Origin of the sequence: Streptomyces sp. NPDC006476 (genome assembly GCF_040612015.1) — a bacterium.
GTDB classification, from domain to species: Bacteria; Actinomycetota; Actinomycetes; order Streptomycetales; family Streptomycetaceae; genus Streptomyces; species Streptomyces griseorubiginosus_B.
The window spans coordinates 1-2,796 of the sequence record NZ_JBEXPK010000236.1 but is presented as its reverse complement, the minus strand read 5'-3'; the positions used below and the strand labels follow the sequence as shown (position 1 = coordinate 2,796).

1 protein-coding gene and 2 pseudogenes are annotated in these 2,796 nt (G+C 69.6%); all 3 read right to left on the bottom strand.

Translation table 11 applies throughout. From position 1 onward, the window contains the following. Positions 1 to 344 (bottom strand): protease pro-enzyme activation domain-containing protein (locus tag ABZZ74_RS53475; protein WP_356951351.1); only part of this gene is annotated, 344 nt, incomplete at its 3' end. A 147-nt stretch (positions 345 to 491) separates the two neighbouring features. Further along, a pseudogene (locus ABZZ74_RS53470) lies at positions 492 to 689 on the bottom strand (IS630 family transposase); the annotation flags it as partial. Positions 690 to 943: 254 nt separating this feature from the next. Beyond that, positions 944 to 1,072: pseudogene (locus ABZZ74_RS53465) on the bottom strand (phosphate transport system regulatory protein PhoU); the annotation flags it as partial. Positions 1,073 to 2,796 lie beyond the last annotated feature (1,724 nt).

Below are 2,796 nucleotides of genomic sequence, written 5' to 3'. Positions count from 1 at the left end.
GCCACCTGGGCCTTGGTCGCGCCGAACGCGGTCTGCGCCTTCTTGGCGCTCAGGTACTTGCCGTACTGCGGCGAGCTCGGGTCGGACACGGCCTTCGCGTAGGCCGCGAGGCCGTTCGCATCCCGGCCCGCGAGGTACACCCGGAGGGCGACCCGGTCGGCGTTGGAGGCGTCGCCCTTGTCCGCCTTGGCAGTCGCCCACGCCGGCTTGCTCCCGGCCAGCGTGTCACGGGCCGGTACGTCCGCGGCCTGCGCCTCGATACCGATCGCCAGAGCGCCAGCGATCACGGGCAGTGCCGCCGCCATGCTCACCCCCGCGCACAGCACGGCACGGTTGGATCTCATGGGACCCCCTGATGAGTGGTTCGACTTCGGGGTGGATCATCCGAAGTCCACCCTCTGCAACAGGCCAAATAGACTGGTAGAGGCAGGTGACACATATGCACCGACGGTTACGTCCAGGAAAGTGTTGTTTGTCTGCCACGTACCGGCCTACTGATCTCTTCGGGTTGTTGCCGGGTGCTGCATGAGGGTGGGTCCGGTTCCGGCGAGGCAGCCATCGATCAGGTCGGGTCGGAGCTGGATATGGCATAAGCCTCGGCGGAGGGTGCGTTCGAGGTGGTCGTCGTCGGCGAAGGCGACATTGGGCAGTGGGCCGCGCCGTAACAGCGATCAGACACCCTCCACCGGGGGCACGGCCTGGTGGAGCTGACGGGCGGTCGTGAGCAGGCGCTCCGCAGTGCGGAGGCTGACGTTGTAGCGCTGGGCCAGGGCGATGGCGGCGGGGCGGGCCGCCCCTCGGCAGCGGCGCGGTCCAGGTCGGCGGTCACCTCCTGCAGGCGGGCCTCGGTGCGGCTGCGGCGGCCGCGGGAGCAAGGACGCGCCGATGGCCTTCATCCGGCAAGATCAACCCGACTCGGGATCGGAATGTGCTCCCGGGCAGGTCAGGGGGTCAGAGGGGTGTCGGGGAGGTAGACGTCGGCGCTTTCACCTGTGACGAGGTAGACGACGCGGCGGGCGATGGAGACGGCGTGGTCGGCGAAGCGTTCGTAGTAGAGGCCGGCCAGGGTGATGCGAGCTATTCGACGACGGACCGTCACTTCCGCTGCCCTGGTTGCCGGCCCCACCATTCCAGGACTGGCTCCCGCTAAGCCTCGATCCACCGACGTGGCTCGCGGGTGATCTTCTGAGGGGCTTGTGAGCCGGGTGGGGAGCGGTGGCCGTGGCTGGGCAGGGGGTATCCGCTGGTCTGCCCAGCTCTTCCACGATTGCGGTTCCGGTTGGGCCTTGGCGGTCGGGGTGGTCGGGGGCGTCAGGATGCTTCGGGCGGGCGGTGGACGGTGTCGAGCAGGTGTGTCCAGGCGTGCTGCCAGGGCCAGTTCGCGCAATCTCCGTCTTGATCCGGCGCAGATTGCGCGGTTCCTCCTGTGCCTCGGGCGCGGTGAACTTGATTGCCCCGGCCTTGCGATCGGCGATCTCCACCCAGTCCAGCCGCGGCAGCGCCTCGTCCAGCTCGGCCATGGCCCCGGCCATCTCCTTGCGCAACGACCGAATGAACACCGCCGGATCCAGCGGCTTGCCCAGCTCGCCGTAGTGCTCCGCCCGGCGGGCCTCGAAATCCTGGGGCAGATCCTCTTCGGGGTTGCGCCACCGTCCGGCGCCGACCACCCAGACTTCCTTGCAGCGCAGCTGCTCGCGCAGTGCCTGGAACGTGGCTACCTCGTAGACCATGCGCACGATCCGGGCCCGGCCGCGCTTGTCGGCCCGGTGCACCAGCTCCGCCCACTGCCCGCGCGTTCCCCGGTGTTCTGGCGGTACCTCGCCCAGCGGGTAGTAGGTGGTATTCCCGGCCTTCGCGCACCGCCGCACCAGCTCAAGTGCCTCGATCACCGGGCGGTGCGTGACGTTGTTCGACCGGAACTCCAGTACCTCCAGCAGCTCGACCAGACATCTGCGGTAGTGGTTGGTGTAGGACGCCTTCAGCGTGGTCTGCACCGTGCGCCGGTACACCGGCTCCTTCGCCATGCGGACCAAGCGGCCGTCGCAATGCTGGCCGCGATGGAGCACACCGGTAGCGCGCTCGCCCAGCGGCAAGTGGGTTCCGACGTCGGCGTCCGGCGTCGTGTGGAGAGGGATGCGCCGTGCGGTGTGATCGGTGACAGGGCTGCGGGGTGGTGCGCGGTAGCTCGGCTGCTTCCCGCCGTCCGTTCTCCGTTGCGCCGGCTCGCCCGGCGCTCGAGCGCGGAGGCCCCGCCGACGCGCAACGGGAGCAGCCGCGCCCCGATCCCCCGAGGCGCACCGGCCGTCCCGCCCGCCCTTCCCTTCTTTCTTCTTGTCTGGGAGGGGCCCGGAGGTGCGCAGAGGGGGATGTCGGCCTGCCGATCACACCGGGGCATGGTGAGCAGCGGATACGTCGTCACCTGCCGAAGAGGCGTAGTCGGTTGTGGGCGGGGATACCGGAGGGGCATTCGGAGGGGATGCGGGCGTGGTCGGGGGCGGGGTTATCGCTTCGTGACGCTGGTCGGGCCCTCATGGTCGGGATCTTGGTCGGGGCAGACCGCTGGCCTGAGTCGTACGCGCGGCGCCGGAAGGACGGTGCCGCACCGTACGAAGGGCACGGCGATGGTGAACGTGGATACGGGCGGGGCGGACCGGCTGGCGCTGGCGGTGGTGGCGCAGTACCGGATGGCCACCACCGAGCAGATGCATCTGGTCATCGCGCCGGGGGTGCGGATCGAGCAGACCAGGCGGCGGCTGGCGAAGCTGCGCGAGGAGGGTCTGGTCGACCGCATCACCC